This is a genomic window from Micromonospora zamorensis, assembly GCF_900090275.1.
In the GTDB taxonomy this organism is placed as follows: Bacteria; Actinomycetota; Actinomycetes; order Mycobacteriales; family Micromonosporaceae; genus Micromonospora; species Micromonospora zamorensis.
Map to the genome: position 1 here is coordinate 5,073,168 of NZ_LT607755.1, position 13,666 is coordinate 5,086,833.

At 71.5% G+C, this 13,666-nt stretch carries 11 protein-coding genes and 1 pseudogene; 5 read left to right on the plus strand and 7 right to left on the minus strand.

Translation table 11 applies throughout. The features are described from left to right. Positions 1-72: 72 nt before the first annotated feature. The 5 genes and pseudogenes from GA0070619_RS33580 to GA0070619_RS22455 form a co-directional block, all read right to left on the minus strand. A pseudogene (locus GA0070619_RS33580) lies at positions 73-1,054 on the minus strand (arginase family protein); the annotation flags it as partial. 66 nt (positions 1,055-1,120) lie between these two features. Next, positions 1,121-2,044 (minus strand): tetratricopeptide repeat protein, encoded by a 924-nt coding sequence (locus GA0070619_RS22440; RefSeq protein ID WP_088949877.1) that lies wholly within the window; start codon positions 2,042-2,044, stop codon positions 1,121-1,123. A 154-nt stretch (positions 2,045-2,198) separates the two neighbouring features. Further along, complete coding sequence (locus GA0070619_RS22445) at positions 2,199-3,887, minus strand: acyl-CoA mutase large subunit family protein (protein ID WP_088949878.1); 1,689 nt, start codon at positions 3,885-3,887, stop codon at positions 2,199-2,201. Between the two features lie 290 nt (positions 3,888-4,177). Continuing rightward, positions 4,178-4,435, minus strand: coding sequence for a hypothetical protein (locus GA0070619_RS22450; protein ID WP_088949879.1), 258 nt, complete (start codon positions 4,433-4,435; stop codon positions 4,178-4,180). Positions 4,436-4,513: 78 nt separating this feature from the next. Continuing rightward, positions 4,514-4,927 (minus strand): Asp23/Gls24 family envelope stress response protein, encoded by a 414-nt coding sequence (locus GA0070619_RS22455; RefSeq protein WP_088949880.1) that lies wholly within the window; start codon positions 4,925-4,927, stop codon positions 4,514-4,516. 125 nt (positions 4,928-5,052) lie between these two features. Here GA0070619_RS22455 and GA0070619_RS22460 point away from each other — a divergent pair, with 125 nt between their 5' ends. Both GA0070619_RS22460 and GA0070619_RS22465 read left to right on the plus strand, forming a co-directional pair. After that, a complete protein-coding gene (locus GA0070619_RS22460; RefSeq protein WP_088949881.1) occupies positions 5,053-5,619 on the plus strand; it encodes a LemA family protein in 567 nt (188 codons plus the stop codon). Between the two features lie 3 nt (positions 5,620-5,622). Further along, positions 5,623-7,353, plus strand: coding sequence for a DUF2207 family protein (locus GA0070619_RS22465; protein WP_088949882.1), 1,731 nt, complete (start codon positions 5,623-5,625; stop codon positions 7,351-7,353). A 94-nt stretch (positions 7,354-7,447) separates the two neighbouring features. Here GA0070619_RS22465 and meaB read toward each other — a convergent pair whose 3' ends face one another. Both meaB and GA0070619_RS22475 read right to left on the minus strand, forming a co-directional pair. Next, positions 7,448-8,452 (minus strand): methylmalonyl Co-A mutase-associated GTPase MeaB, encoded by a 1,005-nt coding sequence (meaB, locus tag GA0070619_RS22470; protein WP_088949883.1) that lies wholly within the window; start codon positions 8,450-8,452, stop codon positions 7,448-7,450. 55 nt (positions 8,453-8,507) lie between these two features. Beyond that, positions 8,508-9,707 carry an acetyl-CoA C-acetyltransferase gene (locus GA0070619_RS22475; protein ID WP_088949884.1) on the minus strand — a complete coding sequence of 400 codons (1,200 nt, stop codon included), beginning with the start codon at positions 9,705-9,707 and terminating at the stop codon, positions 8,508-8,510. Positions 9,708-9,790: 83 nt separating this feature from the next. On the opposite strand from GA0070619_RS22475, the gene mce reads away from it, so the two are divergent. The 3 genes from mce to GA0070619_RS22490 all read left to right on the plus strand — a co-directional run bounded on the left by mce (position 9,791) and on the right by GA0070619_RS22490 (position 13,612). Continuing rightward, positions 9,791-10,267, plus strand: coding sequence for a methylmalonyl-CoA epimerase (gene mce / locus GA0070619_RS22480; protein WP_088949885.1), 477 nt, complete (start codon positions 9,791-9,793; stop codon positions 10,265-10,267). Positions 10,268-10,651: 384 nt separating this feature from the next. Further along, positions 10,652-12,007 carry a crotonyl-CoA carboxylase/reductase gene (gene ccrA, locus GA0070619_RS22485; protein WP_088951981.1) on the plus strand — a complete coding sequence of 452 codons (1,356 nt, stop codon included), beginning with the start codon at positions 10,652-10,654 and terminating at the stop codon, positions 12,005-12,007. A gap of 342 nt (positions 12,008-12,349) precedes the next feature. After that, positions 12,350-13,612, plus strand: a complete 1,263-nt coding sequence (locus GA0070619_RS22490; RefSeq protein WP_088949886.1) for a DivIVA domain-containing protein — start codon at positions 12,350-12,352, stop codon at positions 13,610-13,612. The last annotated feature ends 54 nt before the right edge of the window (positions 13,613-13,666 follow it).

Below are 13,666 nucleotides of genomic sequence, written 5' to 3' on the forward strand. Positions count from 1 at the left end.
CACCGAGCTGGTCGGCACGATCCATCCCGTCGAGCCGCTGGGAGCGGTCGGGTCGTTCGGTGGTGCCCGGGGTCCGGCCGTTGCCGCGCCGGGGGCCGGGGGTCGGCCGGGCCGAGAGCAGTCGGGGCGGCACCGCTTCCGGTGCGCTGACCGGGGCCAGGCCGGCGACCACGGTGTTGACGATCTCGGCAGCGTACGAGCCGTCCGGGTCGTAGTCGGGGTCGAAGACGGTCAGCTCCACGCCGAGGCAGTGCGGGGTGTCGACCAGGCCGGCGAGCAGGATCTCCAGCTCGGCGAAGGCGATGCCACCCGGGTCGGGAGCGTCCACGGCGGGCATCACCGCGGGGTCGAGCACGTCCACGTCGATGTGCACCCAGTAGCCCGCGCAGTCGGCGAGCTGCTCGTGCGCCCACTGGGCCGTGCGGGCGGCACCTTCGGCGCGCAGCGCGGGGACCGGCCGGGTGGTGATCCCGGCGGCCTGGAGGTCGAGCCGGTATTCGTCCTGCGCGCGGATGCCGAGCACCACCACGTCGATGTCGCGGAAGTAGGGTCGGCGGCCCTCGAGGGCGGCCAGGTCGGCCTGCCCACGCCCGGTGACGAGGGCAAGGTCCTCACCGGCGGCCGCGCCGACGTAGGAGGCGTTGCCGGGGTGCCGGAAGTCGGAGTGCCCGTCGACGAAGACCAGCCCGATCCGCCCGCCGACGGCCTCACCGAGGCGGTGCATGGCCAGCGCCGAGCCGAGCAGCACCGAGCAGTCGCCGCCCAGCACCACCGGGAACTCCCCCCGGTCGATGATCGAGCCGATCCGTTCGGCGAGCGCCAGCGAGTAGTCGGCGATCTCCCGGGCGTGGCACACGCCGTCGCCGGGCCGCCAGTCGCCCGGGTCGTACCGGGGTGGGGTGATGCAGCCGGCGTCGCGGGCGCGCAGCCGGGCCAGCAGGTCGTGGTCGCGCAGCGCGCCGGGCGCCTTGCCGCAACCGGGGACCGACGTGGACGTCGGTGGCCGCAGGCCAAGGTTTGTCGGCGCGTCGAGGACGGCGATCCGGCGCATCATGAGCTCCCGTCCTCGGTGGTCGGGCGGGCCGGCCGGAACGCCGGCCCGCGCTGGCGTGCTACGAACTCAGAACAGGGCGCTGGCCAGGGCCCGGCGTGCCGAGGCGACCGCCGGATCGTCCGGGCCGGCGATGGAGAAGAGCGAGACCAGGTGCTGGCGGACGGTCTCGCGGTCCTCGCCGGCGGTGCGCCGGACCAGACCGACGAGCCGGGCGTACGCCTGCTCGGCCAGGCCGCTGAGCACCTCGATGTCGGCGGCCAGCAGCTGGGCGGCCACGTCGTCGGGGGCGCTCTCGGCGGCGGCCATGGCGGTGGTGGGGTCTGCGCCGGCCACCCGGCGGGCCACCCCGACCTGGGCCAGCCCCGCGGTGGCCGCGGCGTCCGCGGGCGCGTCGGCCAGGATCTTCCTGTACGCCTGCTCGGCGGCGTCCAGATCCCCGCTCATCAGCGCGTCGTCCGCCTCGTCGAGGCGGGGGTCCTCCGGCTCGGCCACGGCCACGCCGCCGGCCTTGAGGACGGCCTGGAGCCACTGCCGAAGCTGCGCCTCGGGCACGACCCCGGAGAAGGCGTCGACGGGCTGCCCGCCGACGACCGCGTAGACCATGGGAATGCCCTGGACCCGGAACATCTGGGCGATTCGCGGGTTTTCCTGCACGTCGACCCGTGCCAGCACCCAGGTGCCGTCGCCCTCGGCGTTCAGCCGTTCCAGCACCGGGGCGAACTCGTCGCTCTCCGGGAAGCCGGCGGCGCCGAAGAACACGACGACGGGCATGGCCATCGACCGTTCGAGCACGTCGGACTGGATTGTCGCCTCGGTGACGTCCACGATGGCGGTGTTACCGCCTGCGGTGGGCGCGCCCGGGGCGCCGTTGGACGGGCCGCCCTGCGGGGGCGTGCCGGGGCGGGGACTTGCTGGTGCGGGGCCACGCAGCGTGCTGAGGTCGACCGCGCCGCGGGTGAAGATCGACGAGGTGATCCGTGGGTCGCTCATGGTTACCTAGTCTCGCACGTGAGCCCCCGATCTCAGCTCACCCGCAACCCCGACGTTGCAACTCTCACGCCCCACCCCCACCCCCGGCGATCGGCCATTTCTGCCGCCCGGAAGCGGGCAGCGGATGCGTGATCGACGGGGGTGGTGGTATGGGTCAGAAGCGGGCGGGTTCGCGGTAGGTGCCCCATTCGGCGCGGAGCGCGTCGCAGATCTCCCCCAGGGTCGCTTCGGCGCGGACCGCGTCGAGCATGGCGGGGATCATGTTCTCGTCGGTGCGGCTGGCGTCGACCATCCGGGCCACCGCCGCGCGGACAGCCGACTCGTCCCGGGCGCCCTTGCGCTCGGCGAGCACCCGGCGCTGCTCCAGCTCCACCTCGTGCGAGATGCGCAGGATCTCCAGCTCCTTGGCGACCGTGCCGGTGTGGCAGTTGACCCCGACGATCTTCTTGTCGCCCTTTTCGAGGGCCTGCTGGTAGACGAAGGCCGACTCGGCGATGTGCCCGGTGAACCAGCCGTCCTCGATGCCGCGCAGGATGCCCGAGGTCATCGGGCCGATCTGGTGCGGCCCGTCCCCGCCGAGCTGCCGGATCCGGGCGAAGATCTCCTCCGCCTCGGCCTCGATCTTGTCGGTCAGTGCCTCGACGTACCAGGAGCCGCCGAGCGGGTCGGCCACGTTGACCACACCGGTCTCCTCCATCAGCACCTGCTGCGTACGCAGGGCGATCTCGGCGGACTCGTCGGTGGGCAGCGCCAGGGTCTCGTCCAGCGCGTTGGTGTGCAACGAGTTGGTGCCGCCGAGCACCGCCGCGAGGGCCTCGACGGCGGTGCGTACGACGTTGTTGACCGGCTGCTGCGCGGTCAGCGACACACCGGCGGTCTGCGTGTGGAATCGCAGCCAGAGGGCCTTCTCGCTGGTCGCGCCGTAGACGTCGCGCAGCCAGCGGGCCCAGATCCGGCGGGCGGCGCGGAACTTGGCGATCTCCTCGAAGAAGTCGAGGTGCGAGTCGAAGAAGAAGCTCAGCCCGGGCGCGAAGACGTTCACGTCCAGCCCGCGCGAAAGACCCAGCTCCACGTAGCCGAAACCGTCGGCCAGGGTGTACGCCAGCTCCTGCGCGGCGGTCGAGCCGGCCTCGCGGATGTGGTAGCCGGAGACCGACAGCGGCTTGTAGCGCGGGATCTCGGCGGCGCAGTATTCCATCAGGTCGCCGATCAGGCGCAGGTGCGGCTCCGGGTCGAAGAGCCACTCCTTCTGCGCGATGTACTCCTTGAAGATGTCGGTCTGCAGTGTGCCGTCCAGCTTGGACAGGTCGGCGCCCTGCCGCTCGGCGGCGACCAGGTACATGCAGAACACCGGCACGGCCGGGCCGGAGATGGTCATCGAGGTGGTGACGTCGGCCAGGTCGATGCCGTCGAAGAGCGCCTGCATGTCGGTGGCGGTGTCGATGGCGACGCCGCAGTGGCCGACCTCGCCGAGCGCCTGCGGGTCGTCCGAGTCGCGGCCCATCAGCGTCGGCATGTCGAACGCGACCGAGAGGCCTCCGCCGCCGGCGCCGAGGATCATCTTGTAACGCTCGTTGGTCTGCTGGGCGTTGCCGAAGCCGGCGAACTGCCGGATCGTCCAGGTCCGTCCGCGGTATCCGGTCGGATACAGACCCCGGGTGTACGGATATTCGCCCGGCCAGCCGATCCGTTCGAAGCCGGGATAGGTGGCGCCCTCCGGCGGCCCGTAGACCGGTTCCACCGGCATGCCGGAAAGCGTGGTGAAGTCGGCGTCCCGCTTGCGCGCGGCGTCGTAGCGGGCCTGCCAGCGCGCGCGTCCGGCGTCGATCTCGTCGGCGTCCATGAGCAGGGCTCCTCCTCGGTTCCTCGACAGCACGTCGAGTGTAAGGCCCTCACCTGAACGATCGCTAAGTCACGTCGTACCGACGGGTAACGTGCGCTGGGCCGACTCCGGAGCGGCGGCATCCCGAGTGCGTGGATCGCCGGCGTCCAACTCTCGCCCGGTTTCGGTGCGGCGGTGGCCGTTGCCACCGCCGCACCGGCACGAGGGACCCCGGTGGCACGACGGACGTCCGTCATTCCCCGACGACGGGCACCTGCTGCCCACCGCCACCCGAGGTCACGAGACTGATCTCAGTAACGGGTCTTCACGAGGAACTGGTAACCAACCACCACGGTGCCGCTGTTGTTGTACATCGGCCAGCACTGCTGGGGCGACGTCCACGACGAGACGTACGTCGGGCGGGCCGCCTTGCACGCCGACATCGTCGGGTACATCGGGCTGTTGTAGTCCGCGAGAGCGGGCGACGCGGTGCCCAGCACGATGCCGCCGGCCAGGGCGGCAGCAGCAATGAGGGTGCGGCGGCGCGGACGACGCAGAATCTTCGGCATCTTTACTCCATTCCGGTGGACCCTCCACTGAGGATCTTGACGTCAGGAGCTTAGGGCACCCACCGGAGCGCGCTCAGGTCAGACCGTCGGAGCCGAGGGTGCGCCCATCGCCACGTCGTCGACCCGGATGTTGATCTCGTCAACCCGCAGCCCGTACGCCTCGACCGCCTCGGTCACCCTCGCCCGGACCGCGTCGGTCACCTCCGGCACCGGACGGCCAGCGTCGATCACGATGACCAGGTTGATCACCGCCGCACCGTTGGTGACGTGCGCCGAGCAGCCGCGCCGGGCGTCGCCCACCTGGTCGAGCCCGATCTTGTCGAGCACCGTGTTGAAGAACCGGGCCACGTCGCCGCCCAGCTCGGCCACCCCGGGCACCGCTCGGGCGGCGGCCGCCGCGATCTTCTCCACCACCTCGTCGGAGACGTGCGTGCTCCCGCCCGCCACCGCGTCCGGGGTCACCGACAGCTCCTGGGTCGCGTCGTCAGCCATGCTCTCCCACCCACCCGTCGCACCGGCCCCGCGCCGGCGGCGTGGGGGCCGTGCGAGCGTACTAGGGCGGGGTCCGCTGTGGACGCCCGGTCGGTGCGGCACGCCCCGTTCGCTATCTTGCCCAGATGACATCGATCCTTGCCGCCGGCCTCGTGGGCTCGGCGGTGGTCCTGCTGGTCGCGGTGTGGCTGATCCGGGTCTACAACAAGCTGGTCCGCATGCGCAACCAGGTCGATGCGTCCTGGTCCCAGATCGACGTGCAGCTCAAGCGACGGCACGACCTGGTCCCGAACCTTGTCGAAACCGTCAAGGGATACGCGTCGCACGAGCGCGGCACCCTGGACGCCGTGGTGGCGGCACGCGGTGTGGCGATCGCGCACAGTGGCGGCGACGCGGGGCGGGCCGACGCCGAGAACGCGCTGAGCCGGGCTCTGGGTCGTCTCGTCGCACTTGCCGAGGCGTATCCGCAGCTGCGGGCGAGCGAGAATTTCGCGGCGATGCAGAGCGAGGTGGCCACCACCGAGGACAAGATCGCCTACTCACGGCAGTTCCTGACGTACGCCGTCCAGCAGTACAACACGGCGATCGAGAGCTTCCCCACGAACCTGGTCGCCGGCATGCTCGGCTTCCATCGGCGTGAGTTGTTCGCCGTGGCCGACTCCGACCGTGCAGTGATCGCGATCGGTTTCTAGGCCGTGCCCGACCTCCTCCTCGCCGGTGCCGCTCTCGGGCTCTGGCTCCTCGCGTACGCGGCTTGCCGGGTCGCCACCCGCCCAGTGCCGCCTGCCGCCCTACCGGCCACCATGGATCTCGGCCCGGAGCCGCCCGCCGTGGCGGGCCTGCTGGTCAACGGCGGGTCGACTCACGCGGGCACGGCGGGTTCGACGCTGCTCGACCTGGCCGCGGCCGGCTACTACGAGCTGCGACAGCCGGACGCCGACCCCTATGGGACCACCATCCATCTCGCCGGGGAGCATCCCGACGAGGGCGGCCTACGGCCGTACGAACGGCAGGTGCTGGGGCGGGTTCGCGAGCTCGCCGTCGACGGTGTGGTGCCGCTGACGGCGTTGACCTTCCGGGACGACAACGAGTCCAGGACCTGGAACAGCCGGCTGCGCGCCGCCGTGGTCGCCGATGCCCGCGCGGCCGGGCTGTCGCAACGCCGATTCGGGCCGACGATGATGACCGCGCTGTACCTCGGGGCACTCGCGGTCGGCGTGGTCTGCGGCCTCGTGGCTGTGCACCGCACCCACCTCCGCTGGACGTTCCTCGTCTCCCTCACCGTCGCCGCTGTGCTCGCGGGCCTGGTGCAGCGCATCGGCGAGCGCGCCACTCCGGCCGGGTCGGAAGCCACCGCCCGCTGGCTCGGGGTGCGGTCCTGGCTGCGAAACCACCAGCAGTTCGCCGAGCTGCCGCCGTCGGCGGTGGCGATCTGGGACCGCTACCTCGCGTACGGCGCCGCGCTGGGCGTGACCCAGCAGGCCAGCGACGTCCTCGACCTCAGCGCCGGTGTCCGGCGCAACCTCTGGTCGACCTACCACGGCGGTTGTCGCAGGATCCGGGTGCGCTATCCGCGAGGACGGCCCTGGTACGGCAGCGGCACCCCAGCCCTGTTCCTCCAGGCGCTGCTGGTCGTGCTGGCGGGAACGCTCGTGCTGATCGTGGCCGGCCACGCGGGCTGGTACGCGCTGCCGGGTTACGTGCTGCTCACCGGCGGCGCTTACCTGCTGATCCGCACGCTGGTGGACCGGACGCGGTCCGTGACCATCACCGGCCGGGTGCTCGCGCTCCACCTGCGGCGGGCGCAGGACAGCCCACGAATGAGCCACCTCGTGATCGACGACGGGACCGCCGACGAGACCACCGCCTGGGCGCTGCCCCACGAGTGGGGCGACCGCTGGCGGCAGGGCGACGTCGTGACGATCACCGTTCGGCCGTGGAGCCGACGCGTCATCGCGGTCAGCGCGCACGCACCGGCAGACCCGGGCCCCCGGCCGTCGGCCGGACCCGACAGCGAACTGACCGGCCCGTTGGTCACCGACGTCTTCGGGGAGGTACGCCATGTGCGGGCCGGGCCGCTTCCGGTGTCCGTCGAGGACGTCGCGCGGTTCGTCGGTCAACCCGTACGCGTGGAACGCCGCCCGCATCGCGTCGACTTCCGCTCCGAGCTCGACGACTCCACTGTGCTGCGGGCCGCGTGGGCGGACGGTACGGCGGGACGGATCGCGTGGCGGGCCAACGCGCGCGGTGTCGCCACCCCGCTGCCGGGCATCGGCGACGAGGCGTACGCCAGCGGCAACCGGGTGGTGATGCGCGTCGGCGACACCACGCTGGTCCTCACCGCGCTCGGCGGCGGGCGGGTGGGCGCCCCGCACCTTCCGTGGCTGCTCAGCAGGTGTGAACGGGACGCCCTCACACGCACCTGACTGCCAGCACCTCGCCGGACGTCGCCGGGACGCGACCCGCCGGGTCGTTTCGGCTCAGCAGACCGCGCGAGACGGCGACCAACGAGCGGGCGGGTCAGCGGGCGAGCTGGGCGAGCAGGGTGTCCGCCGCCGCGTACGGATCGAGGCCGCCCTCGGCCACCTTCGCGGCGAGCGTGGCCAGCTCCGTACCGTCGCGTAGGGAGCCGATCCGGGCCCGGAGGATGCCGAGCGCGATGGCCTCGACCTCGGCGGCGGCCCGCGCCTCCTGGCGGCGGCGCAGCTCGCCGTGCTCGACCAGCCAGCCCCGGTGCTTGTCGATGGCGGCGGCGATGTCGTCGATGCCCTCGCCCCGCGAAGCGACCGCGCGGACCACCTGCGGCCGCCACTGCCCGGGGCCGCGCTCACCGAGCGCGATCATGCCCTGGATGTCGCGGACGGTGGCGTCGACGCCGTCGCGGTCGGCCTTGTTGACCACGAAGACGTCGGCGATCTCCAGGATGCCGGCCTTGACCGCCTGGATCGCGTCGCCCATCCCGGGTGCGAGCAGCACCAGCGTGGTGTCGGCCAGCGACGCCACCTCGACCTCGGCCTGCCCGACGCCGACGGTCTCCACCAGCACCACGTCGCAGCCGGCGCCCTCCAGCACCCGGACCGCCTGCGGCGTCGCCGCGGACAACCCGCCGAGATGCCCCCGGCTGGACATGGACCGGATGTAGACGCCCGGGTCGGTGGCGTGGTCCTGCATCCGCACGCGGTCGCCGAGGATCGCGCCGCCGGTGAATGGGCTGGACGGGTCCACCGCCAGCACGCCGACCCGGTGCCCGCGTGCGCGCAGTGAGCGGACCAGCTCGTTCGTGGTGGTCGACTTGCCCACCCCGGGTGAGCCGGTCAACCCGACCACCTGGGCCTGCCCGGCGTACGGTGCCAGCGCCGCGGCGACCGCCGGCAGCAGCGGGTCGCCGTTCTCCACCAATGTGATCAACCGGGCCACCGCGCGGGGGTCGCCCGCGCGGGCCCGCTCGACCAGCTGCGGTACGTCCCGACTGCGGCGCACCGACGTGCTGCCAGCTGCCGGGACCTGCTCGGCCGCCTCGCTCACAGTGCCGTCTTCGTTCGCGACTGCGGTGCTCGCAGAATCGGCTCGCTCCTCGCGCTCACCGGTCCGCCGCTGCGCTTCCCGGAACGTGGATGATCAGCGCGTCGCCCTGGCCACCGCCGCCGCAGAGGGCCGCCGCGCCGGTGCCGCCACCGCGTCGCTTCAGCTCCAGGGCGAGGGTGAGGACGAGACGCGCGCCGGACATGCCGATCGGGTGCCCCAGCGCGATCGCGCCGCCGTTGACGTTGACCTTGTCCGGGCTGATCCCGAGGTCCCGAGTGGACTGAACGCCGACCTGGGCGAACGCCTCGTTGATCTCGATGAGGTCCAGGTCCGCGACGCTCAGGCCACCCTTCTTCAGGGCCTGGTTGATCGCGTTGGACGGCTGCGAGTGCAGGGAGTTGTCCGGGCCCGCCACGTTGCCGTGCGCACCGATCTCGGCCAGCCAGGTCAGCCCCAGCTCGATGGCCTTGGCCTTGCTCATCACGAGCACGGCGGCGGCGCCGTCGGAGATCGGCGACGAGCTGCCGGCGGTGATGGTGCCGTCCTTGGCGAAGGCGGGGCGCAGCTTGGCCAACGACTCGACGGTGGTGTTCGGGCGGATGCCCTCGTCCTCGCTGATGACCAGCGGGTCACCCTTGCGCTGCGGGATCACCACCGGGGCGATCTCGTCGGCGAAGTGGCCGTTCTTCTGCGCGGCGGCGGCCCGCTGGTGGCTGGCGGCGGCGAAGGCGTCCTGCTCTTCGCGGGTGATGCCGTGCCTGGTGCCGAGGCGCTCGGTCGACTCACCCATCGAGCAGCAGTCCCAGGCGTCGCTGAGCCCGTCGTGTGCCATGTGGTCCTTGACCACCACGTCGCCGTACTTGTAGCCGGTGCGCTGGCCCATCAGCAGGTGCGGGGCGTTGGTCATCGACTCCATGCCGCCGGCCACCACGATGTCGAACTCGCCGGCACGGATCAGCTGGTCGGCCAGGGCGATCGCGTCCAGGCCGGAGAGGCAGACCTTGTTGATGGTCAGCGCCGGCACCGACATCGGCACGCCAGCCTCGACCGCCGCCTGCCGCGCCGGGATCTGACCGGCGCCGGCCTGGAGCACCTGCCCCATGATCACGTACTGGACCTGGTCCGGGCTGACGCCGGCCCGCTCCAGCGCCGCCTTGATGGCGATACCGCCGAGCTTCGTGGCCGGAAGGTCCTTGAGGTTGCCCAGCAGCCGCCCCATCGGGGTCCGCGCGCCGCTGATGATCACCGAAGCCATGCCTGCCTCCGAAGGGGGTGCCGAGCTGTTCGAGGGGGGTGCCGAGCTGTACGCCTTAACGCTTGTTCGGCCAGACTAACGCCATGACTGAGAACTCCCCCGCCGAGCCCGGTGAGGACTACGTCACGGACATCGGGCTTCGCAAGATTGACCACGTCGGGATCGCGGTCGCCGACCTGGACGCCGCGATCGACTTCTACCAGCGGACGTTCGGGATGCGCTGCGTACACGTCGAGACCAACGCCGAGCAGGGCGTGCGGGAAGCGATGCTGTCCGTCGGCCCCACCACCGAGGGCGGCTGCGTGCAGTTGCTCGCCCCGCTGACGCCGGAGTCGACGATCGCCAAGTTCCTGGACCGCAACGGGCCGGGCGTGCAGCAGGTCGCGTACACCGTGGCTGACATCGACAAGGCCTGCGCGGCACTGCGCGAGCGGGGAATGCGGCTGCTCTTCGAGACCCCGAGACGCGGCACCGCGAACAGCCGCATCAACTTCGTACACCCGAAGGACGCCGGCGGCGTCCTGGTGGAACTGGTAGAACCCGCCCCCACCCCCCACTGACCCCCTACCCCCACCCCCCACCCCCACCTCCCCGCACGCCCCGTTGATCAAGAGGTTTGCGTCATCCTGCGGCTCGCAGGTGACCGAAAGCTCTTGATCAACGGGGCGTGCGCTTGTGGGTGGGTGGGCCGGGGCGGTTGGGCTCGGTTGCGGCCGGGGCGCACGTCAGTGCTCGGTTGGTGGGGTGGCCGGGCAGCTTCACGCATCGGCGGATGCAGTTTTTCACACAGGACTTCCGGCTTTAGCTACCGTTCAGTAACGTCCGCCACACAGGAGCGCGACCGGGGTCGGATGTGTCGAATGCCGACATGGTGGTCGTGCCCCACCGGCGCCGACGATGGCAGCACCCCGGCCCATTCGGGTGCGGACGAACCGGAGGTCACCGTGCAGGACATCCTCGAAGCGATCATGGCGGCGGAGGAATCGAACGACCCGGACCGCGAGCTCGCCGGCGTCGCCGGGCTGCCCGTACCGGAGAGCTACCGGGGTGTGGTGGTCCGCGCCGAGGAGTCCCGGATGTTCGACGGCATGGCCACCCGGGACAAGGACCCGCGCAAGGCGCTGCACGTGCAGGAGGTGCCGACGCCGGAGCTGGCGCCGGGCGAGGCACTGATCGCGGTGATGGCCAGCGCGATCAACTACAACACCGTGTGGACCAGCATCTTCGAGCCGGTGTCCACCTTCAAGTTCCTCCAGCGCTACGGCCGGCTCTCCGAGCTGACCCGCCGGCACGACCTGCCGTACCACGTGGTCGGCTCGGACGCGGCCGGCGTGGTGCTGCGCACCGGCCCCGGGGTGACCCGGTGGGCACCCGGCGACGAGGTGGTCGCGCACTGCCTCTCCGTCGAGTTGGAGGACGCGGCCGGGCACGACGACACCATGCTCGACCCGCAGCAGCGGATCTGGGGCTTCGAGACCAACTTCGGCGGGCTGGCCGAGATGGCGGTGGTCAAGGCCAACCAGCTGATGCCGAAGCCGCGACACCTGAGCTGGGAGGAGGCGGCCAGCCCGGGGCTGGTCAACTCCACCGCGTACCGGCAGCTCGTCTCGCACCACGGGGCCAACATGAAGCAGGGCGACGTGGTGCTGATCTGGGGCGCCTCCGGTGGCCTCGGCGGGTACGCCACCCAGATGGCGCTCAACGGCGGCGCGATCCCGGTCTGCGTCGTCTCCTCGCCGGAGAAGGCCGAGCTGTGCCGCCGGATGGGCGCGGACCTGGTCATCGACCGGGCCGCAGAGGGCTTCCGGTTCTGGAAGGACGAGGAGACCCAGGACCCGGACGAGTGGAAGCGCCTGGGCGAGCGGATCCGCGAACTGACCGGCGGCGAGGACCCGGACATCGTCTTCGAGCACCCAGGTCGGGAGACCTTCGGCGCCAGCGTCTACGTGGCCCGGCGCGGTGGCACCATCGTCACCTGCGCGTCCACCAGCGGTTTCCAGCACCAGTACGACAACCGCTACCTGTGGATGCACCTCAAGCGGATCGTCGGCAGCCACTTCGCCAACTACCACGAGGCGTGGCAGGCCAACCGCCTGGTCGCGCTGGGAAGGGTGCACCCGACGGTGTCCCGCACCTACCCGCTGGAACAGACCGGTCAGGCCGCGTACGAGGTGCACCGCAACGCCCACCAGGGCAAGGTCGGGGTGCGCTGCCTGGCACCGACCGACGGCCTCGGCGTACGCGACGGGGAGTTGCGGGCCCAGCACGAGGACGCAATCAACCGGTTCCGGGGGCACTGACCGGCGCACGGCCGGTTCTGGCGGGCACTGACCGGCGCACGCCGGTTCGGGGCACTGACCTGGACACCAGCCGGACGGATGAGCGGTGGATGGCCAATGCGGTGATCGGCCATTGTTCTTCCAACCCGATTAGCGTGCGGTTGCTCGGATCGAACAAAGGGCCTCGGGTAACCCCGGGGCCCTTTTCCGGATCACGCGGCATGGCGCCCGTCCCGCCCGGGACCTGCCAAGATCGCCGATTGGTCCGGCTCTGCCGATCGCGGAAGTTGACCATGTAAAGAGGGCACGAAAGCTCCGCACCGCTCTTGCGAAGCACCCTGGGGCGTCTGCCAGTATGTCCCAATGCCCCAGCAGCAGTCCTCCCCTCTCGCGTTCTTCGATAACGCGAACTCGCAGCCAGATTTCACCGTAGGCCTACGCGGATACAACACTCACCAGGTCGACGACTTCCTCGGCCGGATGACCGCCGCGCTGACCCAGTCCGAGCAGGCCCGTGCCGAGGCCGAGCAGCGGATGAACGACGCCCAGCGTCGGCTCCGCCAGGCCGAGCAGCGCATGAGCGCGCTGGAGCAGAAGCTCACCGACACGAACAAGCAGCTCGAAGAGAACAGCCGGCCCACCCTCTCGGGGCTCGGCACCCGGGTCGAGCAGATCCTCCGGCTCGCCGAGGAGCAGGCCAACGACCACCGCAACGAGGCCAAGCGCGAGTCGGAGGGCATCCTCTCCGCCGCCCGCCTCGAGGCTCGCGAGATCACCGACAAGGCACGTGCCGAGGCCGCGGCCATGAAGGCCAGCGCCGAGCGCGAGGCCGGCAACCTGCGTACGGCCGCCGAACGCGAGGCCGCCGAGGTCCGGGTGCAGGCCCGCCGCGAGGCCGACACGCTGCGCGCGGACGCCGACCGCGAGACCAAGCAGCTCCGCACCGTCACCGCGCACGAGGTGGCCGAGCTGAAGTCGACAGTCGAGCGGGAGGTGGCCACCCTCCGCGCCACCGCCGAGCGCGAGATCACCCAGCAGCGGGCCAAGGCCGCCCGCGAGGCTGAGGAGAAGCGCGCCGAGGCGACCAAGCTGCTGACCGACGCGCGGGACAAGCGCGACAAGGACCTTCAGGCCTTGGAGCTCCAGCTCGCCGAGCGGCGGGAGAAGGCCGAGCGCGAGGAGTCCGAGCGCCACGCCGCCCAGGTCGCGCAGACCCAGAAGCTGGTCAGCGAGGCCGAGCAGCGTGCCCGGGCCGCGCAGGAGCGTGCCAAGGAGATCGAGCAGCGCGCCGAGGCCCGGCGGGTCGAGTCGGAGCGCAACGCCGCCGAGACGGTCGACAAGGCCAAGGCGCACTCCGAGAAGACGCTCAACGAGGCCAAGGCCGAGTCGCAGCGCCTGCTCACCGAGGCCCGCACCGAGGCGGAGCTGACCACGCAGGCCGCCCGCCGCGAGGTCGACGACCTCACCCGGCAGAAGGACGCGGTCACGTCGCAGCTGGGCCAGATGCTCTCCGGGCTCGCCGGCATCGTTCCGGGCATGCCGGCCGCTGCCGCTCCCGCGGCCAAGCCGGAGGCCAAGAAGACCGAGGGCGGTCAGGACCGGGTCCCCGCGGAGTCCGCTGGCTGACGCGAGGCCGTCAGGTCGGGGCATCGAACGGCGCGAGGTGACACCGGGTAACCG